Origin of the sequence: Acidovorax sp. FJL06 (genome assembly GCF_003852545.1) — a bacterium.
Taxonomy (GTDB): domain Bacteria; phylum Pseudomonadota; class Gammaproteobacteria; order Burkholderiales; family Burkholderiaceae_C; genus Acidovorax.
Window position 1 is genome coordinate 1 of record NZ_QAJR01000036.1, and the last position, 26,664, is coordinate 26,664.

The window sequence follows — 26,664 nt, forward strand, 5'->3', positions numbered from 1 at the left end:
GATTGCACTGGCGCTAACAGGCCATGATCTGCGCTTCACTGAAGGTAATCATGGCGCCAAAATGCTATATAAACCATAGCGCATAGCGTTTGATGGGCGGGCGCAAAAGGCTCTTTTTATCAAAGACCTAGCCAACCATCGACGGAATGGACTCGATGGTCCTGCGGATGAAATCCACCAGCGTGCTGAGCATCCACGGCCCGGCGATCGCAAACACCACCATGGCAGCAATCAGCTTGGGGACAAAGGCCAGGGTGGCCTCATGGATCTGTGTGACCGCCTGGAAAATGCTCACGATCAAACCCACCGCCATGACCACTCCCAGCACCGGCATGGAGATCATCAACAGCAGGGTCAGGGCATCACGCCCGATGGTCAATACCATTTGCGGGGTCATCGCACGCTCCTTCAGGTGACAAAACTGGCCGCCAGAGAGCCAATGAGCAGATTCCAGCCATCCGCCAGCACAAACAGCATGAGCTTGAACGGCAGGGCCACGAGCACAGGCGACAGCATCATCATGCCCAAGGACATCAGGATGCTCGACACCACCATGTCGATCACCAGGAAAGGGATGAAGATCATGAAGCCGATCTGAAACGCCGACTTCAGCTCACTGGTCACAAAGGCCGGGACCAGCACCCGCATCGGGGCGGTCTCTGCCGTCACCTTCGGGTCCAGGCGGGCCAGCCGCGAGAACAACGCAAAGTCAGACTGGCGGGTCTGCTTGAGCATGAAACCGCGCATGGGCGCCTCCGCCCTGTCCAGCGCCTGCTCAAAAGTGATGCTGTTGTTGGTGTAGGGCACATACGCATCCTGGTACACACGGTCCAGGGTGGGGCCCATCACAAAAAAGGTCAGAAACAGCGACAACCCGATGATGACCTGGTTGGGCGGCGCGGACTGCGTGCCCAGCGCCTGGCGCAGAAGGGACAGCACAATCACGATGCGGGTGAAGCCCGTCATCATGAGCAGCACGGCCGGCAGAAAGGACAGCGCGGTAAAGAACAGCAGCGTCTGGATCGGCACCGAATAGCTGGTGCCCGAAGGACCGCTGCCCACCACCAGGGGCAGCGCCCCTACCGCTTGCGCAAAAACCGGGCCCTGCACAAGCAGCCCCATCAACCCCACCAGGGCCACCGGCAGCCAGGCACCGCGGGCCCGCCGCCGCTCCGGGCAGGTTCGCGATCCTTCAGCCATGGGCCGCCTTTCCGGGCTCGCCGGCGGCGGCCGCCATCTCTTGCGCAAACGACGGCATGCCAGGCGCTCCTGAGCCTGCGCCCCCCGGCAACGGCAAGGGCTGCACCGGCAAGACATGCAGGCAACTCACCTGCTGGGCCGTGACCCCAAGCACCAGCCATGTGCGCGCATGCTCGGGCCCCACCTCGACGGTGACCACCCGCTGCTGCGGCCCCACCGCCACCGCAGACACCACGCGCGACGCGGTGCCCGCAGCCGCCGCCCCCGCCACATGGCGCTGCTGGACGCGCCGCACGAGCCAGGGAAGCACGGCCATGGCGCCGACAAAGAGCACCACCACGACCAAGGTCTGGGTCATGCTCCCACTATCCACGGCTGACACGGCGCAAGCGCTCGGACGGGGTCACCACATCAGTGAGGCGAATACCAAACTTGTCGTTCACCACCACCACCTCGCCCTGGGCGATAAGGTAGCCGTTGACCAGCACGTCCATGGGCTCACCCGCCAGCGCATCCAGCTCCACCACCGATCCCTGGGCCAGTTGGAGGATGTACTTGATCGGCACCTTGGTGCGCCCCAGCTCCACCGACAACTGGACCGGGATGTCCAGCACCATGTTGATGTCGTTGACGGTTCCATCCCCGCCACCCGCAAACGAACGGACAGGCTCCCCCGACAGCGGTCCGCCCTGCTCGGCGTCCCCCGGCTTCTCGTCGGTGCGCTTTTGCTCTTCCAGCGCCTCGGCCCAGCCCGCAAAGGGATCGTCTGCGCCAGCGTCTTTTTTATCGTCTTCAGTTGACATCTTTTTCTCCCAGCCAGCTCATGTCTGCGTTGCGCAGGCACTCTTCGATGCGAATGGCGTACTTTGAATTGTGGGTCCCGTACTGGCATTCAAAAATGGGAACCCCGCCGATGGATGCGCGAATGCGCGGCTCACGATCGAGTTCAATGAAATCCCCCGGCTTCATGGCCAGCAACTGCTCGACCGTAGCGTCAGCCCGGGCCAACTCGGCCACCAGGGTCACCTCGGCCGCCTGAATCTCGCGGGTCAGAACCCGCACCCACCGGCGGTCCACCTCGATGGAATCGCCCTGCGTGGACGAATACAACACGTCACGGATCGGCTCCAGGGTGGCATAGGGCATGCAGATATGGATGGCCCCCGAGAGGTCGCCAATCTCCAGCTGGAACGCCGTGGACACGACGATTTCGCTCGGCGTGGCGATGTTGGCAAACTGCGGCTGCATCTCCGAGCGCTGGTAATCCAGCTCCAGGGGATAAATCCCCTGCCATGCCTTCTTGTACTCGGTGCAGATCACATCGACCAACCGGTTGATGACCCGCTGCTCCGTGGGCGAAAAATCGCGCCCTTCGATCCGGGTCTGGAACTTCCCCACCCCGCCATACAAGGTGTCGATGATGCCGAACACCAGCGAGGGCTCGCACACGATGAGCCCACTGCCGCGCAGGGGGCGGATCGCCACGATGTTGAAGTTGGTCGGCACCGCCAGCTCGCGGAGAAAGGCGCTGTAGCGCTGCACGGACACGGTCCCGACCGAGATCTCCGGGCTGCGCCGGATGAAGTTGAACAGCCCGATGCGGAAGTTGCGCGCAAACCGCTCGTTGACGATTTCCATCGTCGGCATGCGGCCACGGACAATACGCTCCTGGCTGGAGATGTCGTAGTTGCGTACGGACCCCGCCTCGGCCACTTCCTCGACCGACTTCTGGCTCTCGCCAGTGACCCCTTCCAGAAGGGCATCAACCTCTTCCTGCGAAAGAAATGAATCACTCATGGCTGGTCCTTGCCCGGTTCACTGAATGATGAAATTGGAGAAGAGCACGCGCAGCACCGGGTTGCGCTCGGTGCGCTTGCGCGCTGGGCGGTCTTCGGCATCCCCGTCCTGCTCTGCATCGGCCGCGCGTGCGCGCTCACGGTCACGCTCCGTGGGCACCGAATAGCCCAGGGGGCGGGAGACTTCGCGCCGGATGTCAGTGGCCAGCTTTTCCTTGCCTTCGCGCAACAGCAGCTCCGTAGACGTCCGCTGGGACACCAGCATCAGGATGCCGCTGCGGATGGTGGGCAGGTACAGCTTGACCTGCTCGGCGGTCTTGGCGTCTTCCAGTTCCAGCGTGATCCCGATCTGGGCAAAACGATCCCCTCCCGGGTCGGCCAGATTCACCACCATGTTCTCCATGGCAAGAAAGGTGGGTGCAACCTTGGGGGCCTCCTTGCGGGGCGCATGGGCCGCGCCGCCGCCCTCCTCTTCATCCCCATGCGAGCGGTTGGACAGGAACCAGGCCGCCGCGCCGCCCCCGATCACCAGCACCGCCACGACGACGCCAATGATGATGATGAGCATCTTCTTGCTTTTCGCCGGAGCAGCTGCGGGGGGATTGGCTGACACGATGGATGTTCCTTGCGGTAGGGAGCAGACCGTGCCTGCGCTCTCAAAGTGCAAGCAAAGCCGGATGGCCCATTATTGGACGGGGGTGTAACCAATAATAGCCAGAATAAAAGCCCAAAACCATGGCATTCACCGAGCTCTCGCCCTGCGGGCGCTCAGATGGCGGCCCTCCCGCTGGCGCCATCTGCAACAGATTCACACAAAGATGTCCACGGCGCGGTCCGCCCCGCCACTCCCTCGGGCCAGGGACGCCGTGCCCACGGGTGCGCTGGACACGACCTGCGCCTGGCGCGCGCCCTCGCGGCCACGGGATGACCCGGCATCGCCCCCCTGCCCTTGGGCGGCATCCCGCCCCGCCGAGGAGCCCACCGACATACCCGAGAGCACCAGGCCTTCGTTGCGCAAGAGATCCCGCAGCTGGGCCATGCTTTGGTCCAGCAGTTCGCGCGTCTGTGCCTGGTCGCTGCGGAAGGAGACATGCGCCTCATTGCCCGACAGGGACACGGAGACTTCCACAGGCTGGCCATCCCGATTGAGCGTGAGCTCCGCGTTCTGCGTCTTCTGGTTGACCCAGTACGCCACCTGATCGGCCACCTGCTCCTCGGTGCCGACAGAACCCGGGTCCACAAACGCCGTGGCGGCGTCGGTATTCCCGCCGTCCAGCGCAGACGTGCCCGCACCGCTTTCCGACCAGGCGCCCCCCCCGGCTGGCCCTTCGCCAGACCGCCCGCCCGCCGAGGGCTCTGCGCCCCGGGCCGATGCCAAGCCAGCCAGCACGCCATCTGCCAAGGCGGGGCCCAGCTCGCCCCCCGTTGGCGCAGCTTGTGCGCCAGCGCCGCGTTCCAGCGCAGCGCCTGCAGCAGACAGGCCCAGGGCCGGGCGCTCGCTAGCGGCCTGGACAAGCGCCGCCGCCGCGCCATGGGCGGCAGACAGGCGCTGCGCGGAATCCCCGGCAGTGCCCCCCCCCGTGGACAGATCCGCCCCCGCAGCGCCCCCCACCCGCTGGGCCTGGGCACTTTGCATGCGCGAAAAGATGCGGCCGAACCCGGCCACCGTGCCCTGTGCGGGACCGTCTTTCAGATCCTTGAAGTCGGCAGAGGCATCGAGCTTGGCGGTCTCGGCCACAAGGCCTTGGGGCTGGCCTCCTTTCATCGCCAGCCCATTCAGAGCGGGTTCGCCCATCGCACCAGCGACAGCCCCAGCCCCCCCCAACACCCCGCCCGCCATGGACTCCGGGCGCAGCGTTCCATCGGCCTGCCGCACCAATCCCGTGGTGGAGGCATCGCCTTGGGTCGAGGCAAACAACCCTTGCCAGGCCGCCATCGCCGCAGCGTCCACATCACCCTTCCCGGCATCTACCGCGATGTCCGCGGGGCTCGCATCGGCCCCCGCCAGCTCCAACGGCCCGGCGTCCACAGACGCGGCATCCAGTGCCGCCAGCAGCGCCAGAAACCCCCCCGCCGAGGCCGCATCACCAGCATCCGCCGCTTGCTGCGCAGGCGCCTTGGCGCGGGTGGCATGGGCCGCCTGGGTGCCACCCTGCGAAGAAGAAATTTTTGCCTGTTCCATGGTCAATACTCCTGGCCCTGGGGCCCTGGGGTCGCATTGCGGTACTGCAGCGCGGCCCGTTCATCGGTCTGTTTCTGGTCTCTGCGCATTTGCTGCAGCTCCAGGTCGTGGCGCCTTTTTTCCACAACCTTGCGCAGGCTGGTGAGGCGCAGCTCGGCCTCCAACAACGCGCGCTGGGCGCCCTCCACCCGCCCCGACTGATCGCTCACCACACCCGACTGAATGCTGGCCGCATGCCCCAGGCGGTTCATGAACTGGTAGTGGTGGTACATCACTTCGGGCTGCATCGCGGTGTCGGCCTTCATCCCCCAGCGGGACTCGGTCTCGCGGGCATAGTCCTCCAACTGGTCGAGCTGCGCACACGCCGCCTGCTGCGCGGCCAGCGCGTCCTGCAGCACCTTGCGCGCTGCGTCCCGCCTGCGGGAGGCCACATCCACGGCGACGGTGAGGGCGTTCAGGCTGGTGGACATGGCAAGTCACCCGTGAAAGTCAGCGGTCCAGCACCAAGGCCATGGCGGTCACGCTCTGGTCCATGGAGGCCGCCTCGAACATGTCCTGCTGCAGAAAGCCCGCCATCTGCGGCTGCAAGCGGATCGCCTCGTCCAGTGCGGGGTCCGAGCCGCTCATGTACGCCCCCACCTGCACCAGGTCGCGGCTCTTCTGGTAGCGCGAGTAGACGGCGCGGAAGTTGCGCGCCAGATCAAAATGTCCGCGCGACACCACGTTGTGCATCACCCGCGAAGCCGACTGCTCGATGTCGATGGCCGGGAAATGCCCCATCTCGGCCAGCGCCCGCGACAGCACGATGTGCCCGTCCAGGATGGCGCGCGCCGCATCGGCAATCGGGTCCTGCTGGTCGTCCCCCTCCGACAGCACGGTGTAGAACGCGGTGATGGACCCCACGCCGTGCAGGCCATTGCCACTGCGCTCGACCAAGGCGGGCAGCTTGGCAAAACACGACGGGGGGTAGCCTTTGGTGGCCGGCGGCTCGCCGATGGCCAGGGCGATCTCGCGCTGGGCCATGGCGTAGCGGGTCAGCGAATCCATGAGCAGCAGCACATGCTGGCCCTTGTCGCGGAAATGTTCGGCCACGGCCGTGGCGTACGCAGCGCCCTGCATGCGCAACAGCGGCGGCGCATCGGCCGGTGCCGCAACCACCACCGAACGCGCGCGGCCCTCCTCGCCCAGGATGTCTTCCACGAACTCCTTGACCTCACGGCCCCGTTCGCCGATGAGGCCGACCACGATGACATCCGCCTGGGTGTAGCGGGCCATCATGCCCAACAACACGCTCTTGCCCACCCCTGAGCCCGCGAACAGGCCCAGGCGCTGGCCACGCCCCACGGTCAACAGGGCATTGATGGCGCGCACGCCTGTGTCGAGCGGTTCGCGCACCGGGTCGCGGTCCATGGCATTGATCTGCCGGCGCCCCATGGGCTCGGCCACCACGTCCCGCACGGGGCCGCCATGGTCCAGCGGCAGGCCCTGGGCATCCACCACACGCCCCAGCAGCCCGTCGCCCATGGGCAGTCGCAGCACGCCCGCGCGCTGCACGGGCCGTGGCGGCTCGCCCAGGCGGGGCAGGGGAATATAGGGAGCGGCAGGAAACACGCGGGCGCCACTCGACAGGCCATGGATGTCGCCCGCAGGCATCAAAAACGCGCGGTCGGCTGAAAAGCCGACCACCTCGGCCAACACTGGCTCGCGGCCGGGCATCTGCACCATGCACTGGGAGCCCACCGGCACCCGGATGCCCACGGCCTCCAGCACCAGGCCTGTCAGCCGAGTGAGCGTGCCACGGGTCTCCAGCGGCGCCCCTTCGGCCACGCGCTCGCGCGCGTCGTCCATGAAACGCGTCCAGGCAGAGGGGGCCTCAACGGTCATCGCCCTCACCCCCACTCCACGGCGACTCCAGGCCCAAGGCTGCAATGGCACGCTGCCAGCGCTTGTCCAGGCTGCCGTCCACCACCGTTCCGGCGGACTCCACCAGGCAGCCACCCGCAGGCACCGCGGCATCCGCCACCCACTGCACTCCGGGGCCATCCAGTTCTTCGCGCAGCGGCTGCGCCATCGCCTCCATGTCGAGCGGATTCAGGCGCACCATGGCGGGCCGCCCCTCGGTCACCAGCATGCCCACGGCCTCGCGGACCACGGGCTGCAAGGCATTGGGGTTGACGGACAACTCCTGGCGCACCACCTGGCGCGCAATGTCGCACGCCAGCTCCAGCAGCTGCTGGGCCATCTGCTGCTGCATGTCGATCAGGCTTGCGTCCAGTGTCTGCAGCACCGCTTGCACACGCTGCGCCGCCTCCTGTCCCTGCTGGGCGATGTAATCGTCCATGCGGCGCTGCCACTCCAGCGCGGTCTGCGCCTGCCCCTGGGCAAAACCCTCGGCGTAGGCGTCGTCGCAGGCCTGTTGCTGCAGCGCCTGCTCTGCGGCTGCTTCATCAACCTCGACCGAAATTTCTGGGGCAGGCTCGGGCTCCGGCTCCACCAGGTCCGAGCCGTCCACCGCACTGAACTTCCACTGCTTGAAATCACCCACTTCCTCGCTGGGGATGAAGCGGGAATACGACCGCTGGTTAGACGAAGGCATCATCACCACCGCCTCCGATCACGATCTGGCCTTCATCGGACAAGCGCCGGATCGTCTTGAGAATTTCCTTCTGCTGCGCCTCCACCTCGGACAGGCGCATCGGACCACGGGATTCAAGGTCTTCGCGCAGCGCTTCGGCCGCGCGCGAGGACATGTTGGCCAGGAACTTGTCGCGCAGTTCGGGCACAGCGCCCTTGAGCGCCACGATGAGGGTCTCGGACGCCACTTCCTTGAGCACGGACTGGATGGCGGCGTTGTCGAGCTTGAGCACGTCCTCGAACACGAACATCTTGTCCATGATCTTCTGCGCCAGGTCCGGGTCGTAGCCCCGGATGGATTCGAGCACCACGGCGTCCATGTTGCCGCCCAGCAGGTTGATGATTTCTGCCGCGGCCTTGACGCCCCCGAGCGAACTCTTGCGGATCTTGTCGCCGCCTGCCAGCACCTTGAAGAGCACCTCGTTGAGGTCCTTGAGGGCCGTGGGCTGGATGCCTTCGAGCGTGGCCACGCGCAGCAGGATTTCACTGCGCTGGCGGTCGGTGAGGTGCATCAGGATGCCCGAGGCCTGGTCACTGTCCAGGTGCACCAGGATCGCGGCCACGATCTGGGGATGCTCATTGCGCAGCAGCTCGGCCACTGACAGCGGATCCATCCACTTGAGGCTTTCGATGCCGGAGACATCGCCGCCCTGCAAAATGCGGTCGATCAGCAACCCGGCCTTGTCATCGCCCAGGGCGCGCTTGAGCACGGCGCGCACATAGTTGCCCGTGTCCGACACCAGCAGGCTTTGTGCGGCCGCCGCGTTCGAGAACTTGTTGATGACCTCGTCCACCTTCTCGCGCGACACCGAGCGCATGCGCGCAATGGTCTCGCCCAGCTTCTGCACTTCCTTGGGCGAAAAATGCTTGAAGACTTCGGCCGCTTCCTCTTCGCCGAGAGACATCAGCATGATGGCGGCATCGTGGAGGCCTTGGTCGTCCATGGTGGGGGTCCGTGCAATCGGTGGCTAAGCGGCGGCGTCGCCGTTCAGCCAGGTCTTGAGAATGTTCGCCACGGCAACCGGATTCTCCTTGGCAAGCACGCGGGCGTCTTCCAGGCGCAGTTGCTCGGGCGTCGCAGGCACCGCTTCGTCCTTCTTGGACGGTGCAGGCAGCGCGGGGCGGTCAGGCGTTTCGGCCTCCAGGGCATCGAGCTGCCCACCCGGCACCGGCGCGGCGCTGGCCTTGGCCGGTGCGGGCGCCTTGAGGGCGGGCCGCACCAGGCCCAGCAGCACCAGGGCAGCAAACAGCACCGCCCCCACCGGCCACGCAAAGGTCTTGGCCAGGTCGATCACCTCGGGCTGCTTCCACAGCGGAACATCGGTGGATGGCGCTGCCGTCACCTGGAACGGCGTGTTCATGAGGTTGACCGAATCGCCCCGCTCCTTGTTGAAGCCAATGGTCTCGCGCACCAGGGCCGTCATCTGCTCGACCTGCTCGGGCGTCAGCGCCTTGGTGATCGGCTTGCCCTTGTCTTCGCCGGACTGGTAGTTCACCACCACCGCCGCACTCAGGCGCTTGACGGAGCCGGTGCTGCCCCGCGTGACGCGCACGGTCTTGTCCACTTCGTAGTTGGTGGTGGATTCACGCTTGTTCGTCGCCTCTTCCGTCCCTTGCTGGCCACCGGCATTGGGCGCGGGGTTGGCACCATTGACGGGCGCAGCGGAAGGCGCAGGCGGCTGGTTGGCCACGGCACCAGGCACGCCCGTGGCGGTCTTGCTGGAACTGCCCCGGCTCTCCAGCACCTGCTGGCTGCGGACCGCGCTGGAGTCGGGCGTCTGGTTGGGGCGGAACTGCTCGGACGTGGACTCCGTCTGCGTGAAATCCACCTCGGCCGTGACCTGGGCCTTGACGTTTTCGCGCCCCACCACGGGCTCCAGGATGTCCATGATGCGACGGGTGTACTGCTGCTCGATCTGCTGCACATACAGCAGTTGCTGCGCATTGATCTCGGCCCCGGCGGTGCTGTCGGACGTCTGCGACAGCAGCTTGCCCGTGTCGTCCAGCACGCTCACGGCAGAGGGCGCCAGCTCGGGCACGCTGGACGCCACCAGGTGCACGATGCCGGCCAGCTGGGCGCGGTCCAGGATGCGGCCGGGATGCAGGCTCACCAGCACCGAGGCAGACGGCTTTTGCTGCTCACGGAAGAATCCATTCTGCTGGGGGAGCGCCAGGTGCACGCGCGCGCCCTGCACCGACGACAGCGCCTGGATGGAGCGGGTCAGTTCGCCCTCCAGGCCGCGCTGGAAGTTCAGGCGCTCCTGGAACTGCGTCATCCCGAACTTGCTGGACTCCATCAGCTCGAACCCGGCCACCGAGCCCTTGGGCAGGCCCTGGGTGGCCAGGCGCAGGCGCACGTCATGCACCCGGTCCGCCGGGATCAGGATGGCGCCGCCGCCCTCGGCATGCTTGTAGGGCACGTTCATTTGCGACAGCTGGGCCACGATGGCGCCGCCATCCTTGTCGCTCAGGTTGGTGAACAGCACCCGGTAGTCCGGCTGGCGCCCCATGACAATGGCCGCCACGGCAGCTGCCACCAGCAACGCCACGCCCACACCCAGCCGCATGCGCTGCGCCCGGTCGAGGGCAGACAACCGCTGCAGCCAGCTGGGGCTGGCAGGCGGCGGGAGCGGATTGAGAGGGACTTCAGCAACAGCAGACATCTTTGCTTTTCCGGTAAAGCAGGTCCGGCAACAGACCTGGCGTGGTGTCGATTATTCGGTCACGCCTCCACCATGTTCGCTGGATAAGCCGCCCGTTTGACCATCATTTCAGGGGGATGGGCACCGGGGCGGTGGCTAGGATACGCAGCATACCGCCATTCCCTACGGACACAGCCATGGACCTCCGCATCTCAAGCTCTACCGCCCCCCTGTCGGGCGCAGGCGTGGCGCGCCGTGCTGCGGCCCCCCAAGAAACCGGCAACGACGTGGGGTTTTCGGGCGCACTCAAAGGCGCCCTGCAGTCGGTGAGCGCCGCACAGAACCACTCGTCTGGCTTGCAAAAAGAAGTCCAGCTGGAGAACCCCTCGGTGAGCCTGGAAGAAACCATGGTGGCCATCCAGAAGGCCCAGATCGGCTTTCAGGCCACGTTGCACGTGCGCAACCGGATGGTGCAGGCCTATACCGACATCATGAACATGCAGGTGTGACAGCGACACCCCCCCTGAGGCGCTGCGCGCCTTCCCCCCGCTCTCGCAACGCTGCGCGCTGCGGGCAGGGGGACGCAGCCCTCACTGCGGGGCGGCCCTTGCTCGGCTGCCCTGGCCTTGGGGCGCGCCGGTATTGGGCCATCGGAGCCCGCAATTACTCGTGATTTCATAGCTTCTTGCGCTTTATAAATAAGCGGTAGAGCCGTATTTCACCCATAAAAAAGCCGGCCTCACTGGGTCGGCTTTGTCTTGAAGCTCTCGGCGCACGCCTCAGTGCATCATCTGCGGCTGGCCTTCAAACAGATGTTCGAACTGCGCCAGCCAGGGCTCGGCCAGGCAGCGGATCTGGGCGTCATTGCGCAGGATGCGCTGCATGATGCGGGTTTTCTCGCGGCGGTGCTCGGGCAACAGCTCGTGCTCCTGCGACTTGAAGCGCAACTGCTCGATCAGCACGGCGCAAGCGCCTTCGTAGCGCACCACGCCATCCCAATCCTTGAGCTTGGCAGCCTCCAGCATCTTGGCGCTGCTGTCTTCGATCGCCTTGTAATAGTCAATCAGCATGTGTGACATGGTTCAGGCCCCCACCAGCACCGGCTGGCCCAAGGCCGGCGCATCGGCCGAAGCACTGGCGCCCGTTTTCTTGATTTCATTCCAGCCCAAAGCCACGGGCTCGATCAGGCGCATGACCTCCTGCATCATGGCATCGTCATTGCGGGCATTGGCCAGGATCAGGCGGCGCATGCAGTAGTCATACAGCGCACCCAGGTTTTCGGCCAGTTCGCCGCCGTCCACCTTGTCGAGCGAGGTACTCAGCCCCTCTTCAAGGATGCGTACCGCCTTGGAGATGGCATTGACCTTGCCCAGCACGTCGCCACGCGCCATGGCACCACGCGCCGTGGCGATGGAATTCAGAACCCCCTCATACAACAGGCTGACCAACTGGTGCTGGTCGATCGTGTGCATGCTGGTTTCTACATTGATGCGCTGGTAAGCGTTGGCTGCACGGGGGCTGTAGGCGCTGAACATGCTGACAATCCTTCCGAGGTATTACCTAAGTTATCGGCTCGCGCCAGGAAAACTGAAGCCCCTGATTAACCGCTCGACTTGTTCCAGGATGTCACCTGCTGCGAGATATAGGCATTCAAGCCGTTCAAGGTGCTCAACTGCTTGTCCAGCGAGTTATAGCGCTGCGTGATCCGCTTTTCAAATGCATCGACCTTTTCATTCACGCGGGTTTGGTCTTGGGCATTGCGCTTGAGGTTCAGCTGCAAGGTGTCGTCCTTGGATTTGAAGAAACCGTCGTTGGACAACAGGTTGGTGGTCAACGCCTTCAATTGCACGGCAATGCCATCCGCAGAGCCCCCCCCGGTATTTCGGAACAGGCTCTTCACATCGTCGGGCTTTTCGGCCAGGGCCTTGTTCAGCTTGGTCGTATCCACCGCCAGGTTGCCCCCCAGTTGCTGGGTGATGCCGACATCCGCCAGCCGCTGGAACCCCCCGCCCCCCGAGGTCACCGACTGGATGGCATTGCGCAGCGAATTTTGCAACGCGACAGCCGTCGAATCGCCTTGCAACAGGCCCGCCGACTTGGTCTTGGCATCGTATTTGGTGGCGTCCTGCAGCAGCTCGTTGATGGCGTTGTACGCCTTTACAAACCCGTCGATGTTGGACTGGATCGCGGTGTTGTCCTTGCTCACCGCCACTTCGATGGGCGCCGTGGTCACCTGCTCGGCCTTGAAGGTCACGCCGGAAATCGTGGAGGCAAAGGTATTGGTGGCCGAAGACACGGCAATCCCGTTGACCGTGGCCTTGGCATTGGCCGCCGCCTGCGTGACCGTGGCGCCATTGACCAGGCGCGACAACCCCGTGGCATCGGTGTTGCCCGCACTCTGGATGTCGGTATCGCCGCCCTCCATCACGCTCAGGCGGAAGCCGAACTGCTCGCCCGTGCTCTTGCTGCGCAGCAGCAGGCGCTCGCCCGAAGCATCAGACAGGATCGACGCCGTCACGCCCGCGTTGGAGCCATTGATCTTGCTGGCCACATCGGACAGCTTGTCGCTGGCGCTGATGGAGATCTCCACCGGCTGACCGCTACCGGGCGTGAATGACGCAGGGGACACACTCCACTGACCCAGTTCAAGGCGCAGCGTGCCCGCCCCCAGGGCGCCGCCCACGGGCAGCAACGCAGCCGATGCCGTGGCCTGCGCCTTGGCCAGGCCCTGCACCTCCACGCTGAAGGTGGTGGGCAAGGTGCCACCCACTGCGGAGACCGAGACATACTTGGAGTCGGACGAGGTAGCAGACACCCCGTTCCACCCCGTCACGCTGGTGAGCTTGCTCGCTGCATCCTGCAGCGTGGACACCAGCGACTTGATCTGGCCGAAGGCGGAAATCTTGGTGTTGACCGTGGCCGCCTGCAGCTTGAGCGTATCCAGAGGCTTTTTTTCCAGCGCGACCAACTGCGAGATGATGTTTTTGACATCCAACCCGTTCGTACCGACGCCTGGGGATGAAATCGTGGCCATACCAACCTCCTGAACTGGTTCAACGGAAATTATGGCGCCGAACGGCGATCAAGAACGTCCGTAAACACGCCAGGAAACCCGTCTTATCCAGCGGTCCTGGCACCCGCCGTCCAAAAAGCCAAATGGCGGCGACAGAAAAATCTGCCGCCGCCCGGTCCGCCAGGGCGCTGCAACGCCCCGGCCCCCTGCCCGCTGCTTAACGCAGCAGGGCCAACACACCTTGGGGCAGCTGGTTGGCCTGGGCCACCATCGCCGTGCCGGCTTGTTGCAGGATCTGCGAGCGCGACAGGTTGGCCGTTTCTGCAGCGAAGTCCGCATCCAGAATGCGGCTGCGCGAAGAAGACAGGTTTTCCGACGTGACTTGCAGGTTGCTGATCGACGTTTCAAAGCGCGATTGCAGGGCACCGAGCTTGGCGCGTTCACCGTTGATGAAGCTCAGGGCCGAGTCCACGGTCTTCAGGGCATTGGTGGCGTTGCTGAACGTGGTCACGTCCAGGTTGGCCACGGCCTGCAGCGCAGAGCCACCGTCAAGCAGCTGATTGGCGGTAGTAGAGTCCACCGCAAACGACTTTTCCGAATCCAGGACGATGTAGCCACCCGTATTCACCTGTTCTACGTTCGCATCGGCCGTGAGCGTCCGAGCTGTGCCGTTGCTGGCGCCTGCGGCGTTGTAGCCTGTGACCGTCACGGCGGCGGCATTGGCATTGGCGGTGTCGCCCACCACGATGTCGTTGCCGGTGGCGTTGGTCAGAATCACCTGCGTGCCGTCCGAGCTCAGCGCGGCATTGATGCCCGTCTTGGCAGACTGGTCGTTGATGGCAGACACCGCCGCCGACAGGCGGTCGGTACCCGTGGCAGAAGTCAGCGTGAACGACACGGTGACGGCAGCGGCAGACCCCACATTGTCACCATTCAGCGTCAACGAATAGGACCCGGCCGCGGCCAGGCCACCCAAACGCACCTCCGTGCGGGCCGTGGCCGTCACACCAGTGGTCGCCTTCATCCCGTTGATCTGATCGGCCGTGGCCTTGGCCGTCGCATTCGACGCCGCCGCAATGCTGTTAGTGCCCAAGTAGCCGCTGATGGCAATAGTGCCGGCAGCTACGCCATTGGAAGTCGCACCCGCACCCACTGTGGCTTGCGCACCAACGCCCGCGCCGTTCGAGGCCACGTTCTGGTTGTTGCCATACACGCTGGTGCGCAGGTTGCCCGTGGCCGCCACGATGGTCTGGTTGGCGTTAGCGCCCACCTGGAACTGTTGCGTACCAAAGCTTCCGTCCAGCAGCTTGGCGCCATTGAATTCCGTGGTTTGCGAGATGCGGTCCAGTTCGGAGACCAGTTGGCCCACTTCCGACTGCAGCGCCTGGCGGTCACCCGCACTGTTGGAGGCATTGGCCGACTGCACGGCCAACTCGCGCACCCGCTGCAGGATGTCGCCCGACGCCTTGAGCGCGCCTTCAGCGGTCTGCGCCAGGGAGATACCGTCGTTGGCATTGCGCACTGCCTGGTTCAGGCCGCGGATCTGGCTGGTGAAGCGCTCCGAGATGGCCAAACCGGCCGCGTCGTCCTTGGCGCTGTTGATGCGCAGGCCCGACGACAGGCGCTGGATGGAGGTGTTCAGCGAGGACTGGCTCGTGCCCAGGTTGCGCTGGGCGGTGAGCGAGGCGATGTTGGTATTGATGGTGGAAGCCATTGCAAATCTCCAGAAAAGAACTGACTGAATATGGCGTTGCCGCCAGCCGGGGCGCCAGCACCGTGCTGGCCTCCTGGGTTCCCAGTGCTGCAGGCCCTCTGGGGAACGGCGGGCCACTTACGGTCCGTTGCAATTGTTTTCGGGTGGCCGCCGGAAAACTTGAGGGGCAAACGCACAAGTTGTGCGACTTTTTGACCGCTTATCGGCCCAACGCCAAAAAACGGCATCTCCACAATTCACCCATCGTTCCCTCATTGACAGCCGGACGGGTGCGCTTGAACCGGCAAACAGATCCGTCTTGCGACGTTAAGGAGTTTCGCCATGGCAGCAACCATCAATACCAACATCAGTTCGCTGACTGCGCAGCGCAACCTGGGCACCAGCCAGATGTCGCTCAATTCAGCCATCCAGCGCCTGTCGTCGGGCCTGCGCATCAACAGCGCCAAGGACGACGCGGCCGGCTTGGCGATTTCCGAGCGCTTCACCAGCCAGATCCGCGGCCTGAACCAGGCTGTTCGCAATGCGAACGACGGGATTTCGCTGGCCCAGGTGGCGGAAGGTGCGATGGGTTCGGCCGGCAACATCCTGCAGCGGGTGCGCGAGCTGGCCGTGCAATCGGCCAATGCCTCCAACAGCGCCGGCGACCGCCAGGCCCTGCAACAGGAAGTCGGCCAACTGGTGGCGGAACTGGACCGGATTTCGCAAACCACCGAGTTCAACGGCCAGAAATTGCTGGACGGCACCTTTGGTACGCAGCAGTTCCAGGTGGGCGCCAATGCCAACCAGACCATCGTCGCGGCCACGGCCAACCTGCGCACCAACGTGTACGGCAACAACCAGAACATTGCCTCCAACGGCTCGGGTATCGGTGCACAAGCCCCTGCGACTGGCGCCACCTCCAACGGCGTGACAGCGGGCACGGTATCCGTCAGCGGCTACCTGGGCACAGGCACCATGACGGTCAATTCCAATGCCACCGCCAAAGCCACAGCCGATCAGGTCAATTCCTTGCAGGCCACCACGGGCGTGACGGCAACCGCGCGCACCGAAGTGCGCCTGGGGGGCATGGCCTCGGCCGGGTCCTATTCGCTGACGCTGGAAGGCGACAACGTGGGCGCAGCCCGCACGATCTCGTTCACCCTGACATCCGCCACCGGCACAGACCGCCTGTCGCCCGCCGTATCGGCGATCAATGAACAATCCGCCAAAACCGGCATCAATGCCTCGTTGAGCTCGGACGGCACGCAGATCATCCTGACCAACGCCACCGGCAACAACATCGTAGTGGGCGACACCACCAATGCCAATGCCGCCGCCGTGAGCGTGACCGGCTACGATGCGGCAGGCGCCAGCACCGGCACGGCGCAGACCTTGGCAGCCGATGCGACGATCGACAACATTGCCACCGGCGGCTACATCACACTCGACTCGGAAAAATCGTTTGCCCTGACCTCCGCCAGCAACCAGCTGGACAGTGGTGGATCGTCACTGCACACCGTGGCCAACCTGGACGTGACCACCTTCACCAACGCCACCGATGCGCTCAAGACCGTGGACTCGGCCCTGGCCTTCATCAACGGCGAACGCGCCAAGCTCGGCGCCCTGCAGTCGCGCTTTGAAACCAGCATTTCCAGCCTGCAGATCACGTCGGAAAACCTCTCGGCCTCGCGCTCGCGCATCCAGGATGCCGACTTCGCGGCAGAAACCGCCAACTTGTCGCGCGCCCAGATCCTGCAACAGGCCGGCACGGCGATGGTGGCCCAAGCCAACCAGATCCCGCAAGGCGTGCTGTCGCTGCTCAAATAATTGGCCCAGCCCGCACGCTGCGCAGTGGAACAGCAACAACGAAGGGGCCCATCGGGCCCCTTTGCACATGGCACACTGTGCGGCGCCCCCGCTCCTTAGCTTGTAGATCGGCAGCCACGTGCAATCCAAAAACACCGCCCAGGACGACCCCCGCCTCCATGCGGCACTCGCAGCCGCAGACTGGCCCTCGCTGACCCGGTTGTGCCGCCAGATTCTGCGCAAGAATGGCCGCCACCTCGGTGCCCACCGCCTGCTGGGCTTCTCGCTCCACAAGCAGCGCGAGTTCGACACAGCCCTCAAGGCCTACCAGCAAGCCTATGCGTACTGGCCGGGCGATGCCGAGCTGCTCATCAACTACGCCAACATCCTGATTGAGCAAGCACGCAACTACGACGCGCTTCCACATCTTGAGAAGGTCTGCGAGCTGCGCCCCCAGCAGGCCGTTGCATGGATCAAACTGGCCGAGTGTTGCTATCTGATCAATTTGCACGGCAAGGGATTCGACGCGAGCCAAAAGGCCCTTGCGCTGGCCGACTCCATGCCGCTGACGGTCGGTGCCCTGATGCAAAGCGCCATTCACCGCCGGGAGCTGGGCCAGGTGCGCGAGGCGGTGCAAGATTGCGAGAAGGCCATCGCGCTCAGCCCCAGCGACCCTGGCAACTACACCAACCGGCTGCTTTTCATGCTGGCGGACCCCCAGGTGGACGCTGCGCAGCTGTCTGCAGCCGCCCGCCAGTTTGGCAGCGTCTTTGAGCCCCCACTGCGCCCCCACTGGCCCCGCTTTGAGGCCCATCGCGGCTCGCCCTGGCGCCGCTTGAAGATTGGGTTTCTGTCACCAGACTTCCGCATGCACGCCGTCATGTACTCGGTGGAGGGGCTGCTGGCCCAGCTGGACCGGCGGCAGTTCGAGGTGCATGCGTTCTACCTGTTCCCCAAGGGCGACCATGTCACCGAGCGGGTGGAATGCCATGTCGACCACTTCGTGCGCCTGGCTGGCTTCAGCCCCGAGCAACAGGCCGATACCATCCGCGCCCAGGGCATAGACATCCTGGTCGACTTGGCGGGCCACACGGGCAACAACGGCTTGCTCATCCTGGCGCACAAGCCTGCACCGGTGCAAGTGTCGTGGCTGGGGTTCCCGGCCACCACCGGGCTCACCGCCGTGGACTACAAGTTCACGGACGAGATCACCGACCCGCCAGGCGTCGACGACCAGTACACCGAACAGTTGTACCGGCTCCCCACGCTGTTCGCCTGTTACCGGCCCATGAGCCGCAACCCCCTGTGGCGCTACCAGCCCCGCTACCAGGTGCGCCCCTCGCCCGTGATGGACAACGGGTTCATCACCTTCGGCTCCTGCAACAACCTGGGCAAGCTGACCGATGAGGTGCTGGCGCTGTGGGGGCATGTCCTGGCAGCCGTGCCCCATTCGCGTCTGCTGATCGAAGGCAAGAATTTCGACCGCCCCGAGTTCGCGCAGGCCTACCGCGATCGCTGCGAAGGGCTGGGGCTCCCGCCTTCGCGGCTGGAGCTGGTGCCGCTCAGCCAAGACAACCAATACCTTACCTACCACCGCATCGATATTGCGCTGGACCCATTTCCACTCACCGGCGGCACCACCACCTTCGATGTGTTGTGGATGGCGGTCCCCATCGTCTCCATGGTGGGCGAAAGCTTCAAGAGCCGCATGGGCGTCGGCATGCTCAGCTACCTCGGGCGAAAGGAGTGGCTGGCAGAGGGGCCCGACGACTATGTGCGCATTGCGTCAGGCCTCGCTGCAGATGCCCAGGCGCTCAATGCGCTTCGGCTCAGCCTGCGCAGCGAGGTGGAAAACTCTGCGCTCATGCGCGAAGACCTCTACTGCCGGCACTTCGGCGAAGGCCTGCGGGTCATGTGGCTGAAATGGTTGGCCCAGATGGAGCATCCCGACGATGCCCAGGCGCAGGAGCAGGCCATACAGAGCTGGTTACCGCAGTTCCCGCAAGAGTGGGAACAGCCCCCGGTCCTGGGCGTCGGCTTGAAACCCGGCCAGCGGGTCAGCCTGCACGCAGCCCACCAAAGCCTGCAGAACCTGGTTGAAAAAGCACGGGCCGCCTCCCCGCCCCGGCGGACCGGTGAGTCAGCCCCCCGGATCACGGACCGCCACTGGATTGCCGTGACCGAGCTGGCCGAAAAAGTGCTCAACGCCGTACCGCACGATCCTGTGGCACTGGCGTGCCTTGCCGAAGTGGAGCATGCGCACGGGCACACCGAATTCGCGGTCACCTATCTTCAGTATGCAACGCAGGCCATGGGGATGGGCCTCGAAGGCTCCTGACGCGGGGGTCAGATCCGGAAAATGTCGAGCAGCGCGTTGCGCCGGGTGGGCTTGAAAACCACCCTGCCGGCGTCGCCACGGTAAACGGTGCACTGCCCCGATGAGTGGGTGTTGACCAGGCTGACCCCCTGAGACAACACGGTGCCAGCGCCCACCTGGCAGTCCCCAATGATGGCGGTGCCCGCGTACATGATGACGCCCTCTCCGAGCACGGGGGCCACCCCATGGTTCTTGCCGACGGTGGAATTCTGGTAAATCACCAGATAGTTGCCATAGCTTGCCTTGGCGAAGACGATCCCGACGGAATGTCCGATGAAGAAAACCGGCGGCATCTCAATTTCGTAAAAGAGGTCGATACCGTTCAAGGCCTTGTTCAGCAAGAACAGGCGCGTGGGCGTTTCCGTACTGGCCGTGCGGCGCCAGATGGTGTTGGCCAGAAAGTAGAGAAAGCTGCAGTACTGCGTGGAATGCAGTGGATCAAAGCAGTCCTGCCGCCAGGGCCGCACGGCGTTGATGCACCCGTGCAGGCGAGCGAGCGCTTCGTCCAGGCACGCATCAATGTCCATGCGGGGATCGAAGTCGTCGGGCAGCGTGTGGTGCAGTTGCTGCACCACGTAGCGCAGCAACCGATCACGGTCCATTCGCAAAATTTCCATGCCCAGCCTCCTCCAGCGACCTCAGAGCCTGTTCAGGCCCGGGGCAAGTGCAGTTGCATATACACCAAGCTGGCAGGGGCCCCGACTGCATGAGGGTCCTCCTTCCAGTCCACCCCGCCCGGGACTGTGCTGGCCACGATGGGCACTCGCTGGTACTCCTGAAAACCCACCTTGCGGTAAAAGTCGACCGCCGGATTGTCCGACCGCACCCGCACGGCCAGCGTCTGCAGCCCGAGTGCATCGCGCGCCCAGCGCATCAGCGCCAGCAACGAGGCCTTCATCAACCCCGGGGGGGATGAACCTCCACTGACGATGGCATCGGCCTCGCCATAGCCACGCTGCCAATCAATGAAGCCCAGGCCCACGTGCCCCACACGCTCGCCGTCCAAGGTTTCCACCATGTACAACATCTTGCCGGGGTTCTCGTGAACCGCTCCCGCCAGCCAGGCGGCGGTGCGCTCGGGGGTGGAAACAAACTCGGTCAGGAAAGATTTGACATGGCGGTTTCGCCACTCCGTCAAAAGCCGCACATCGACAGCATCGGTGTGCCCGGGCACGGTGGCTATGGGTCGAACGACCGCTGCCAGCGGCTGCCCCACCGGCAACAACAGGCCAGGCTCGCCAGCACGGGCCGTCTGTTTGATGGCCGCAAAAAGCTGCTGTCCAGGGGTGGATGCACTCATGGCGGCCTCTTCAGAGTTGGGCAAAGTAGCGGCGCACCTGCGCAGCCACGGTGTCCACGCTTTCCAGCGGCATGCGCGAGTGCAGCGGCAGCGAGAGAATTCCCTTGCCCACGCTGTCGGTCACCGACAGATCCCCGGCCCTGCAATCCTTCCACAGCGAAAACCAGTGCCCCGGCTGCCAGTGGATGCCGGTGTCCACGCCGTTCTCCTTCAGGAAATCTCGCAGCGCATCGCGGTGCTCCGCAGGCACCCGGATGTAGTACAGAAACGGGTTGACCTCGGCAAAATCGGTACGGGGAGTGCGCACCTGCGCGATGCCTTGCAGCTTTTCGTTGTATCTGCGTGATGCCGCCTGCCGGCTTGACTTGATCACATCCAGCTTGCCCAGCTGCGCCAGTCCGATCGCGGCGTGCATATTGAGCATGTGGTAGCGAAAACCCACCCGCTCGACATCAAAAGTCCAGGCACGCTTGTTCTGGTACATCACCTCTGCAGGCTGCTGCATGCCAAGCAACCGCAGCTCATGCACACGACGCAACTCCTCTTCCGTGCGCACAACAATCGTGCCGCCATCGAGACAGGTCACTGTTTTCACCGGGTCGTGGCTGAAAACACAGATGTCGGAAAAACTGCCGACCATCCGCCCTTTGTAGCTGGAGCCAAAGGAATGCGCCGCGTCATGGATCACGCGCAGCTTGTGGCGCTCGGCAAACGCGGCAATGTCTTCATGGTTGCTGATGATGCAGTCGTAGTCCATCACGATGATGGCCTTGGTGCGTGGCCCCACCAGGGACTCGGCCTTGGCGAGGTCCAGTTCCAGAGTGTCGTCAGCGCAATCGCAAAACACGATATCCGCCCCCACCCAGGTGATGGCCTGATAGTCGGCCGAGCAGTTGAATGCCGAAACGATCACTTCGTCGCCTGGCCCCACGCCTGCCAGCAGCAGCGCAATATGCAAGCCGGCCGTTCCGGTGCTCACCGCTGCCACATGCCGGTCGGGCGCCTGCAGAATCTCCTTGACCTTTTTCTCGAAGCCGGACACGTAGCTGCCCATGCCGAGCCAACCCAGCGCCAACGACTCCCGGCTGGCATCAAATTCTTCTTGTTCGATCAAGGGTTTGAACATTGGGATCATGGTGGTCTCCTTCAGTGGTGTCTGGTTCAAGTGGGGGTAGCGCCTGGTGTGCGGCTACCAGATTTCAAGGCGAGGAACGGCAGTGACGAACTGCCCTCCCCATCCACGTATTTCGTCCAGCTGGACGCTGATTTCATCCCGCAGGTTCCAGGGCAGGATCAGCACACGCTGCGGCCGCTGCGCACGCAGATGCGCCTCGCCCACCACCGGGATGCGGCTGCCGGGCAGGGACTGCCCCTGCTTGGCGGGGTTCTTGTCCACCACGTAGGGCAGCAGGTCGGGCCGAACGCCGGCAAAGTTGAGCAGGGTGTTGCCCTTGGCGGCGGCGCCGTAGGCGCCCACCGTCACACCATCGGCCTGGCACTGCAGCAAAAATGTGAGCAGTTCGCGCTTGACCCGTATGGCCTGAGCCTGGAAATCGCTATAAAAGTCGGCACTCCGCATGCCGGCTGCGGCTTCGTGGGCCAGCACCTGCTGCACGCGGGCGGTGCCTTCGGGGCAGGCCTGGGGGTGGTCCACGGCGTCGGCCCGTGCGGCAAACACCCGCAGGCTGCCGCCATGCGTAGGCAGCTCCTGCACGTCGATCACCACCAGGCCATTGGCCGCAAAGAGGCGCTGCACGGCCGTGAGCGACAAATAGGAATAGTGCTCGTGGTAGGCCGTGTCGAACTGGCAGCCCTGCACCATGCGCAGCAGGTGCGGAAACTCGAAGGTGGCCACGCCGTGGGGCTTGAGCAAGCGGGTGAAGCCCCCCACGAAGTCGTTGATGTCGGGGACATGGGCGAGCACGTTGTTGGCCGCCATCAGGTCGGCCTGGCGGCCCGCAGCGGCGAGCTCTTCGGCCAGCGCCACGCCAAAGAAGCGCTCCACCACGTCGATGCCCCTGGCGCGCGCCGCCGCCGCCGTGCTCGCGGTGGGCTCCACGCCGTAGCAGGGGATGCCGGCGGCCTGCACATACTGCAGCAGGTAGCCGTCGTTCGAGGCGACCTCGACCACGCGGCTGGCGGGCGTGAGCGCCAGCCGCTCGCGCATCGCCTGCACATAGGCCTGGGCATGGGCCAGCCAGGACGACGAGAACGAGCTGAAATAGGCGTAGTCGTCGGTGAACAGCGCCTCGCGCCCGGCATGGTCTTCGGTCTGCACCAGCCAGCAGGTTTCGCACACCAGCAGGCGCAGCGGGAACCAGGTTTCGGGCGCGCGCAGGGCGGCCTCGCTCAGGTAGGCGTTGGACGGGGGCGCGCTGCCCAGGTCCAGGAACGGCAGTTGCAGCGGGCTGCCGCAGTGTCGGCACTTCACAGGCGCACTCCTTCAAATTCTTCGCCCTGTTCGTCGCTCAGCCAGGGCTGGCCCGCGTCGCGCGGCGACAGCCCGGCAGGCGGCAGGGGCCAGGCGATGGCCAGGCGCGGGTCCAGCGGGTTCAGGCCGGCTTCCGCACCGGGCACGTAGGCGGCCGAATGGCAGTACAGCAGCTCGGCGTGGTCGGAGAGCGCCTGAAAGCCATGCGCAAACCCGGGCGGGATGAGCAGCGCGTGGCCGTTGTCGGCCGACAGGCGCTCGGCATGCCAGTGCAAGAAGGTGGGGGAGCCCTGGCGCAGGTCCACGGCCACGTCCAGGACTTCGCCGCGCAGGCAGCTCACGAGCTTCATCTCGGCATGGGGCGGCCTTTGGTAGTGCATGCCGCGCACGGTGCCGGCCAGCGCGGTGTAACTGTGGTTGATCTGCGCGATGGGCTGCGTCCAGCCGGCGGCGGCCAACTCATCGGCGCAGAACAGGCGCGCAAAAAAGCCGCGCTCGTCCACCAGGGGCTGCCGCTGCACGCGGAACAGGCCGGCCAGCGGCAAGGGGGCTCTTGTCAGGCGGCTCATGCCTGGGCCTCCCAGGCGTCGATGTCGGCCAGGCACAGCGCCCGGGCATCGGCGCCGCCGTGCTGCCGGCGGTACCAGTTCATGGTGCGGGCCACCGCCGTGGTCAGCGCCCAGCGGGGGGCCACGCCCAGGGCCTGCCGTGCGTGCGCGGTCTCCAGCGCGAGCCAGCCCGCTTCGTGCGGCCCACCACTCTCATTTTCATAGCTGGTAGCGCTGGATGGATAAGCGCTGGATGCCAATTCGATGACATGCTGCACGGTGGCGGCCTCATGGGGCAACGGCCCGAAGTTGTAGGCTCCGGCCAGCGCGGGTGATTCCCACAGGCATTGGGCCAGGCGCAGGTAGGCGGCCAGGGGCTCCAGCACATGCTGCCAGGGGCGCGTTGCACGCGGGCGGCGGATGTGCAAGGTCTGGCCGGAACTCCAGGCACGCACCGCGTCGGGCAGCAGGCGGTCCTGCGCCCAATCGCCGCCGCCGATCACGTTGCCCGCGCGGGCCGTGGCCACGGCCATGCCCTGGGCGGCCAGGAAGGCATCGCGGTAGCTGGCGGTGACCAGCTCGGCCGCCGCCTTGCTGGCACTGTAGGGGTCGTGCCCGCCCAGGGGGTCGTCCTCGCGGTAGGGGTAGGCCCACTCGCGGTTGCGGTAGACCTTGTCGGTGGTGACCACCAGGGCCACGCGCGCCTCGGGCAGGCCGCGCAGCGCATCCAGCAGGTGGGCCGTGCCCATGACGTTGGTGGCCAAGGTGTCGAGCGGCGCCGCGTAGCCGGGCCGCACCAGCGCCTGCGCGGCGAGATGCAGCACCAGCTCGGGCCGCGCGGCGCGCACGCGCATGGCCAGGGCCTGGGGGCTGCGGATGTCGCAGAAATGGCTCTCGATGCCTGGCCCCACCTGGGCCAGGGTAAACAGGTTGGGCTCGGTAGCGGGCGGCAGCGACACGCCGGTCACCTGCGCGCCCAGGCGCTGCAGCCACAGGGCCAGCCAGGCGCCTTTGAAGCCGGTGTGGCCGGTGAGCAACACGCGCTTGCCGCGCCAGAAGTCAGGATCAGGGCGCATCGGGGGTTACCAGCACTTCCAGGGCGCGCGGCCCGATTGCCACAGGTCTTCGAGCAGGTTCTTCTCGCGCAGCGTGTCCATGGGCTGCCAAAAGCCGGTGTGCTCAAAGGCGCGCAGCTGGCCGCTGGTGGCCAGGCGGGCCATGGGCTCCAGCTCCCAGCTGGTGGCGTCGTCTTCGATGAGGTCGATCACCTCGGGCTGCAGCACAAAGAAGCCGCCGTTGATCCAGCCGCCGTCGCCGCGCGGCTTTTCCTCGAACCCGGCCACGGTGTCGCCGTCGCGCACCAGCGCGCCATAGCGGCCCGGGGGCTGCACGGCCGTCACCGTGGCCTGCAGGCCATGGGCACGGTGGAAAGCGAACTGGGCCGTCATGTCGAGGTCGGCCACGCCGTCGCCATAGGTAAAGCAGAAGGGCTCACCCGCAGGCAGGTACTCCTGCACCCGGCGCAGGCGCCCGCCGGTCATGGTGCTTTCGCCGGTGTCCACCAGCGTCACGCGCCAGGGCTCGGCGTGGCGGTGGTGCACTTCCATGCGGTTGCTCGCCATGTCGAAGGTCACGTCGGACATGTGCAGGAAGTAGTTGGCGAAGTATTCCTTGATCACGTAGCCCCGGTAGCCCAGGCAGATGATGAAGTCGTTGACGCCATGGGCGGCATACATCTTCATGATGTGCCAAAGAATGGGCCGCCCTCCGATCTCGATCATGGGCTTGGGACGCAGGTGCGACTCTTCCGAGATGCGGGTTCCCAGCCCCCCCGCGAGCAGTACGGCTTTCATGCCCGCAGCATAGTGCAGCGCCCGCGCCGCCAAAAGCCCCTGTCACCGCAGAAACACGGTCCAAATACGGCGATTGCGAATGCAGCCGGTGCACCCCGGTGCGCAGCCGCACCGCAAAGCCGCCCCGCCGCAGTGGCGCCATTTCCTCAAGAAGCCCCGGTTTGGCGGCTCTCTTGCGGCATTTCGTGCTCAGCAATCCGATACATTTGCAGTAACCTTCGGTAAACCCGCGACTGCGGTCCTGGAAAGAACCGCTGTTTTTGCCCCAGATACCGCCCAACACGTCCTAAAGCATGTTCGTCATCATCGGTTACGTCGTCTGCCTAGGCTGCATCTTCGGCGTGTACATCATGCACGGGGGCAACATCAGCGTGATCCTGCACGCCCTGCCCTTCGAGATCGTCACCATCCTGGGGGGCGCACTGGGCGCCTTCGTGGTGAACAACCAGCCCAAGGTGATCAAGGCCACCCTGGCCGCGCTGCCCATGGCGCTCAAGGGGTCCAAGTACACCAAGGACCGCTACATGGAGCTGATGGCCATGCTCTATGACATCCTGCAGAAGGCGCGCAAGGAAGGGCTGATGGCGATCGAAAAGGATGTCGAGACACCCCACGAGTCCGAGATCTTCAAGAAATACCCCACCGTGGGCAGCGACCACCACGTGATCGAGTTCACCACCGACTACCTGCGCATGATGGTCTCGGGCAACCTGAACTCGCACGAGATCGAGGCGCTGATGGACAGCGAAATCGACACCCACCACCAGGAAGCCCACGCCCCCGTGGCCGCACTGGCCCGCCTGGCGGGCGCCCTGCCTGCCTTCGGGATCGTGGCGGCCGTGCTGGGCGTGGTGAACACCATGGGCTCTGTGGGCCAGCCGCCGTCGGTGCTGGGCGGCATGATCGGCTCGGCGCTGGTGGGCACGTTCCTGGGGATTCTGCTGGCCTATGGCGTGGTCGAGCCCCTGGGCGGCCTGGTCGAGCAAAAGACCGAAGATGCCGCCAAGGAGCTGCTGTGCATCAAGTCCACCCTGCTGGCCAGCATGCAGGGCTACAACCCGGCCACGGCCATCGAGTTCGGCCGCAAGGTGCTGTTCTCCGATGTCCGCCCCAGCTTCACCGAGCTGGAGGGGCATGTGAAAGGCAAGAAATAGCAGGAGCACGCAGCCCCACCTGATTTCCGAGCGCC

The 26,664-nt window shown here is 65.0% G+C and carries 27 protein-coding genes; 4 read left to right on the forward strand and 23 right to left on the reverse strand.

Annotated elements, in window-relative coordinates; translation table 11 throughout:
* Window positions 1–127 precede the first annotated feature (127 nt).
* The 12 genes from fliQ to fliF form a co-directional block, all read right to left on the reverse strand.
* The gene (gene fliQ, locus DBV10_RS19165; RefSeq protein WP_124515196.1) at window positions 128–397 is read right to left on the reverse strand and encodes a flagellar biosynthesis protein FliQ; all 270 of its coding nucleotides are present in this window, start codon (window positions 395–397) and stop codon (window positions 128–130) included.
* Window positions 398–408: 11 nt separating this feature from the next.
* On the reverse strand, window positions 409–1,200 hold the full coding sequence (gene fliP / locus DBV10_RS19170; RefSeq protein WP_370451203.1) for a flagellar type III secretion system pore protein FliP: 792 nt from the start codon (window positions 1,198–1,200) through the stop codon (window positions 409–411).
* The gene (locus DBV10_RS19175; RefSeq protein WP_124515197.1) at window positions 1,193–1,558 is read right to left on the reverse strand and encodes a flagellar biosynthetic protein FliO; all 366 of its coding nucleotides are present in this window, start codon (window positions 1,556–1,558) and stop codon (window positions 1,193–1,195) included. Before DBV10_RS19175 ends, fliP begins: the two co-directional genes overlap by 8 nt.
* A gap of 7 nt (window positions 1,559–1,565) precedes the next feature.
* Window positions 1,566–2,003 (reverse strand): flagellar motor switch protein FliN, encoded by a 438-nt coding sequence (gene fliN / locus DBV10_RS19180; protein WP_124515198.1) that lies wholly within the window; start codon window positions 2,001–2,003, stop codon window positions 1,566–1,568.
* Complete coding sequence (fliM, locus tag DBV10_RS19185; protein ID WP_124515199.1) at window positions 1,993–2,997, reverse strand: flagellar motor switch protein FliM; 1,005 nt, start codon at window positions 2,995–2,997, stop codon at window positions 1,993–1,995. Before fliM ends, fliN begins: the two co-directional genes overlap by 11 nt.
* A gap of 18 nt (window positions 2,998–3,015) precedes the next feature.
* Window positions 3,016–3,609: a flagellar basal body-associated FliL family protein gene (locus tag DBV10_RS19190; RefSeq protein WP_233589986.1), complete on the reverse strand. Its 594-nt coding sequence runs from the start codon at window positions 3,607–3,609 to the stop codon at window positions 3,016–3,018.
* A 195-nt stretch (window positions 3,610–3,804) separates the two neighbouring features.
* Window positions 3,805–5,178 (reverse strand): flagellar hook-length control protein FliK, encoded by a 1,374-nt coding sequence (locus tag DBV10_RS23200; protein WP_233589987.1) that lies wholly within the window; start codon window positions 5,176–5,178, stop codon window positions 3,805–3,807.
* A gap of 2 nt (window positions 5,179–5,180) precedes the next feature.
* On the reverse strand, window positions 5,181–5,648 hold the full coding sequence (gene fliJ, locus DBV10_RS19200; protein ID WP_124515200.1) for a flagellar export protein FliJ: 468 nt from the start codon (window positions 5,646–5,648) through the stop codon (window positions 5,181–5,183).
* A 19-nt stretch (window positions 5,649–5,667) separates the two neighbouring features.
* Complete coding sequence (fliI, locus tag DBV10_RS19205; RefSeq protein ID WP_124515201.1) at window positions 5,668–7,062, reverse strand: flagellar protein export ATPase FliI; 1,395 nt, start codon at window positions 7,060–7,062, stop codon at window positions 5,668–5,670.
* Window positions 7,052–7,777 (reverse strand): flagellar assembly protein FliH, encoded by a 726-nt coding sequence (locus DBV10_RS19210; RefSeq protein ID WP_199740192.1) that lies wholly within the window; start codon window positions 7,775–7,777, stop codon window positions 7,052–7,054. The genes fliI and DBV10_RS19210 overlap by 11 nt, the downstream gene beginning before the upstream one ends.
* Window positions 7,761–8,756 (reverse strand): flagellar motor switch protein FliG, encoded by a 996-nt coding sequence (gene fliG, locus DBV10_RS19215; protein WP_124515202.1) that lies wholly within the window; start codon window positions 8,754–8,756, stop codon window positions 7,761–7,763. Before fliG ends, DBV10_RS19210 begins: the two co-directional genes overlap by 17 nt.
* 24 nt (window positions 8,757–8,780) lie before the next feature.
* On the reverse strand, window positions 8,781–10,475 hold the full coding sequence (fliF, locus tag DBV10_RS19220) for a flagellar basal-body MS-ring/collar protein FliF (RefSeq protein WP_124515203.1): 1,695 nt from the start codon (window positions 10,473–10,475) through the stop codon (window positions 8,781–8,783).
* A gap of 176 nt (window positions 10,476–10,651) precedes the next feature.
* Between fliF and fliE the strand changes: the two genes are divergently transcribed.
* On the forward strand, window positions 10,652–10,963 hold the full coding sequence (gene fliE / locus DBV10_RS19225) for a flagellar hook-basal body complex protein FliE (protein ID WP_124515204.1): 312 nt from the start codon (window positions 10,652–10,654) through the stop codon (window positions 10,961–10,963).
* Window positions 10,964–11,233: 270 nt separating this feature from the next.
* Here the strand turns inward: fliE and DBV10_RS19230 are convergent, their stop codons facing one another.
* From DBV10_RS19230 to DBV10_RS19245, 4 genes are all read right to left on the reverse strand, one after another.
* On the reverse strand, window positions 11,234–11,533 hold the full coding sequence (locus tag DBV10_RS19230; protein WP_007860919.1) for a flagellar protein FliT: 300 nt from the start codon (window positions 11,531–11,533) through the stop codon (window positions 11,234–11,236).
* Window positions 11,534–11,536: 3 nt separating this feature from the next.
* A complete protein-coding gene (gene fliS / locus DBV10_RS19235) occupies window positions 11,537–11,989 on the reverse strand; it encodes a flagellar export chaperone FliS (RefSeq protein ID WP_124515205.1) in 453 nt (150 codons plus the stop codon).
* A gap of 65 nt (window positions 11,990–12,054) precedes the next feature.
* Window positions 12,055–13,488: a flagellar filament capping protein FliD gene (fliD, locus tag DBV10_RS19240; protein WP_124515206.1), complete on the reverse strand. Its 1,434-nt coding sequence runs from the start codon at window positions 13,486–13,488 to the stop codon at window positions 12,055–12,057.
* A gap of 196 nt (window positions 13,489–13,684) precedes the next feature.
* The gene (locus DBV10_RS19245; protein ID WP_124515207.1) at window positions 13,685–15,181 is read right to left on the reverse strand and encodes a flagellin; all 1,497 of its coding nucleotides are present in this window, start codon (window positions 15,179–15,181) and stop codon (window positions 13,685–13,687) included.
* Between the two features lie 321 nt (window positions 15,182–15,502).
* Here DBV10_RS19245 and DBV10_RS19250 point away from each other — a divergent pair, with 321 nt between their 5' ends.
* Both DBV10_RS19250 and DBV10_RS19255 read left to right on the forward strand, forming a co-directional pair.
* Window positions 15,503–16,987, forward strand: coding sequence for a flagellin (locus tag DBV10_RS19250; protein ID WP_124515208.1), 1,485 nt, complete (start codon window positions 15,503–15,505; stop codon window positions 16,985–16,987).
* A gap of 118 nt (window positions 16,988–17,105) precedes the next feature.
* Window positions 17,106–19,304, forward strand: a complete 2,199-nt coding sequence (locus tag DBV10_RS19255) for a glycosyltransferase family 41 protein (RefSeq protein ID WP_124515209.1) — start codon at window positions 17,106–17,108, stop codon at window positions 19,302–19,304.
* Window positions 19,305–19,312: 8 nt separating this feature from the next.
* On the opposite strand, the gene DBV10_RS19260 is transcribed toward DBV10_RS19255, so the two are convergent.
* Genes DBV10_RS19260 through rfbF form a run of 7 tightly spaced genes read right to left on the reverse strand, consistent with a single transcriptional unit; the run spans window position 19,313 to window position 25,475 of the window.
* Complete coding sequence (locus DBV10_RS19260; RefSeq protein ID WP_233589988.1) at window positions 19,313–19,960, reverse strand: hypothetical protein; 648 nt, start codon at window positions 19,958–19,960, stop codon at window positions 19,313–19,315.
* Between the two features lie 32 nt (window positions 19,961–19,992).
* Window positions 19,993–20,643: a GNAT family N-acetyltransferase gene (locus tag DBV10_RS19265; protein ID WP_124515210.1), complete on the reverse strand. Its 651-nt coding sequence runs from the start codon at window positions 20,641–20,643 to the stop codon at window positions 19,993–19,995.
* Between the two features lie 10 nt (window positions 20,644–20,653).
* Window positions 20,654–21,808, reverse strand: a complete 1,155-nt coding sequence (locus DBV10_RS19270) for a DegT/DnrJ/EryC1/StrS aminotransferase family protein (protein ID WP_233589989.1) — start codon at window positions 21,806–21,808, stop codon at window positions 20,654–20,656.
* A gap of 24 nt (window positions 21,809–21,832) precedes the next feature.
* On the reverse strand, window positions 21,833–23,074 hold the full coding sequence (locus DBV10_RS19275) for a class I SAM-dependent methyltransferase (protein ID WP_124515211.1): 1,242 nt from the start codon (window positions 23,072–23,074) through the stop codon (window positions 21,833–21,835).
* Complete coding sequence (locus DBV10_RS19280; RefSeq protein ID WP_124515212.1) at window positions 23,071–23,643, reverse strand: dTDP-4-dehydrorhamnose 3,5-epimerase family protein; 573 nt, start codon at window positions 23,641–23,643, stop codon at window positions 23,071–23,073. Before DBV10_RS19280 ends, DBV10_RS19275 begins: the two co-directional genes overlap by 4 nt.
* Window positions 23,640–24,698, reverse strand: coding sequence for a CDP-glucose 4,6-dehydratase (rfbG, locus tag DBV10_RS19285; protein ID WP_124515213.1), 1,059 nt, complete (start codon window positions 24,696–24,698; stop codon window positions 23,640–23,642). Before rfbG ends, DBV10_RS19280 begins: the two co-directional genes overlap by 4 nt.
* 6 nt (window positions 24,699–24,704) lie before the next feature.
* Window positions 24,705–25,475 (reverse strand): glucose-1-phosphate cytidylyltransferase, encoded by a 771-nt coding sequence (rfbF, locus tag DBV10_RS19290; protein ID WP_124515214.1) that lies wholly within the window; start codon window positions 25,473–25,475, stop codon window positions 24,705–24,707.
* A gap of 293 nt (window positions 25,476–25,768) precedes the next feature.
* Between rfbF and motA the strand changes: the two genes are divergently transcribed.
* Window positions 25,769–26,629, forward strand: a complete 861-nt coding sequence (gene motA, locus DBV10_RS19295) for a flagellar motor stator protein MotA (protein ID WP_124515215.1) — start codon at window positions 25,769–25,771, stop codon at window positions 26,627–26,629.
* The last annotated feature ends 35 nt before the right edge of the window (window positions 26,630–26,664 follow it).

What these genes read in the sequence shown, in the direction of transcription:
- rfbF (WP_124515214.1), bottom strand. Translation starts at nt 25,475, where the DNA reads ATGAAAGCCGTACTGCTCGCGGGGGGGCTGGGAACCCGCATCTCGGAA.
- DBV10_RS23200 (WP_233589987.1), bottom strand. Translation starts at nt 5,178, where the DNA reads ATGGAACAGGCAAAAATTTCTTCTTCGCAGGGTGGCACCCAGGCGGCC.
- DBV10_RS19280 (WP_124515212.1), bottom strand. Translation starts at nt 23,643, where the DNA reads ATGAGCCGCCTGACAAGAGCCCCCTTGCCGCTGGCCGGCCTGTTCCGC.
- DBV10_RS19230 (WP_007860919.1), bottom strand. Translation starts at nt 11,533, where the DNA reads ATGTCACACATGCTGATTGACTATTACAAGGCGATCGAAGACAGCAGC.
- DBV10_RS19260 (WP_233589988.1), bottom strand. Translation starts at nt 19,960, where the DNA reads ATGGAAATTTTGCGAATGGACCGTGATCGGTTGCTGCGCTACGTGGTG.
- DBV10_RS19210 (WP_199740192.1), bottom strand. Translation starts at nt 7,777, where the DNA reads ATGATGCCTTCGTCTAACCAGCGGTCGTATTCCCGCTTCATCCCCAGC.
- fliS (WP_124515205.1), bottom strand. Translation starts at nt 11,989, where the DNA reads ATGTTCAGCGCCTACAGCCCCCGTGCAGCCAACGCTTACCAGCGCATC.
- DBV10_RS19175 (WP_124515197.1), bottom strand. Translation starts at nt 1,558, where the DNA reads ATGACCCAGACCTTGGTCGTGGTGGTGCTCTTTGTCGGCGCCATGGCC.
- fliG (WP_124515202.1), bottom strand. Translation starts at nt 8,756, where the DNA reads ATGGACGACCAAGGCCTCCACGATGCCGCCATCATGCTGATGTCTCTC.
- fliD (WP_124515206.1), bottom strand. Translation starts at nt 13,488, where the DNA reads ATGGCCACGATTTCATCCCCAGGCGTCGGTACGAACGGGTTGGATGTC.
- fliN (WP_124515198.1), bottom strand. Translation starts at nt 2,003, where the DNA reads ATGTCAACTGAAGACGATAAAAAAGACGCTGGCGCAGACGATCCCTTT.
- fliJ (WP_124515200.1), bottom strand. Translation starts at nt 5,648, where the DNA reads ATGTCCACCAGCCTGAACGCCCTCACCGTCGCCGTGGATGTGGCCTCC.
- rfbG (WP_124515213.1), bottom strand. Translation starts at nt 24,698, where the DNA reads ATGCGCCCTGATCCTGACTTCTGGCGCGGCAAGCGCGTGTTGCTCACC.
- fliE (WP_124515204.1), top strand. Translation starts at nt 10,652, where the DNA reads ATGGACCTCCGCATCTCAAGCTCTACCGCCCCCCTGTCGGGCGCAGGC.
- fliP (WP_370451203.1), bottom strand. Translation starts at nt 1,200, where the DNA reads ATGGCTGAAGGATCGCGAACCTGCCCGGAGCGGCGGCGGGCCCGCGGT.
- fliI (WP_124515201.1), bottom strand. Translation starts at nt 7,062, where the DNA reads ATGACCGTTGAGGCCCCCTCTGCCTGGACGCGTTTCATGGACGACGCG.
- fliF (WP_124515203.1), bottom strand. Translation starts at nt 10,475, where the DNA reads ATGTCTGCTGTTGCTGAAGTCCCTCTCAATCCGCTCCCGCCGCCTGCC.
- DBV10_RS19245 (WP_124515207.1), bottom strand. Translation starts at nt 15,181, where the DNA reads ATGGCTTCCACCATCAATACCAACATCGCCTCGCTCACCGCCCAGCGC.
- motA (WP_124515215.1), top strand. Translation starts at nt 25,769, where the DNA reads ATGTTCGTCATCATCGGTTACGTCGTCTGCCTAGGCTGCATCTTCGGC.
- fliM (WP_124515199.1), bottom strand. Translation starts at nt 2,997, where the DNA reads ATGAGTGATTCATTTCTTTCGCAGGAAGAGGTTGATGCCCTTCTGGAA.
- fliQ (WP_124515196.1), bottom strand. Translation starts at nt 397, where the DNA reads ATGACCCCGCAAATGGTATTGACCATCGGGCGTGATGCCCTGACCCTG.
- DBV10_RS19250 (WP_124515208.1), top strand. Translation starts at nt 15,503, where the DNA reads ATGGCAGCAACCATCAATACCAACATCAGTTCGCTGACTGCGCAGCGC.
- DBV10_RS19265 (WP_124515210.1), bottom strand. Translation starts at nt 20,643, where the DNA reads ATGAGTGCATCCACCCCTGGACAGCAGCTTTTTGCGGCCATCAAACAG.